Raw genomic sequence first — 265 nt, forward strand, 5'->3', positions numbered from 1 at the left:
AGGGCGACCGGCAACGCTACGGAACGGACAAACGCAACGGAACGGACATGAGCCACACTCCCGAGACCGACATCGGTGATCCGGACCGCGATCGCCGCGTCGAACCCGATGGTCCGGACGCCATCCGGGTGGTCGAGCGGTCGACCTGCTTCCAGGGCTTCTTCCGCATGGACAAGTTCCGGCTCGTCCATCGCCGCCATGACGGCGGCTGGATCGAGCCGATAGACCGGGAAGTCCTGATGCGGGGCGAGGCCGTCGCCGTGCT

At 66.8% G+C, this 265-nt stretch carries 1 pseudogene; it reads left to right on the top strand.

Annotated elements, in window-relative coordinates:
* Nucleotides 1–47: 47 nt before the first annotated feature.
* Nucleotides 48–265 (top strand): annotated as a pseudogene (locus R0J92_RS23640) (hypothetical protein); the annotation flags it as partial.

Source organism: Tritonibacter sp. SIMBA_163 (genome assembly GCF_046535935.1).
Lineage (GTDB): Bacteria > Pseudomonadota > Alphaproteobacteria > Rhodobacterales > Rhodobacteraceae > Epibacterium > Epibacterium scottomollicae.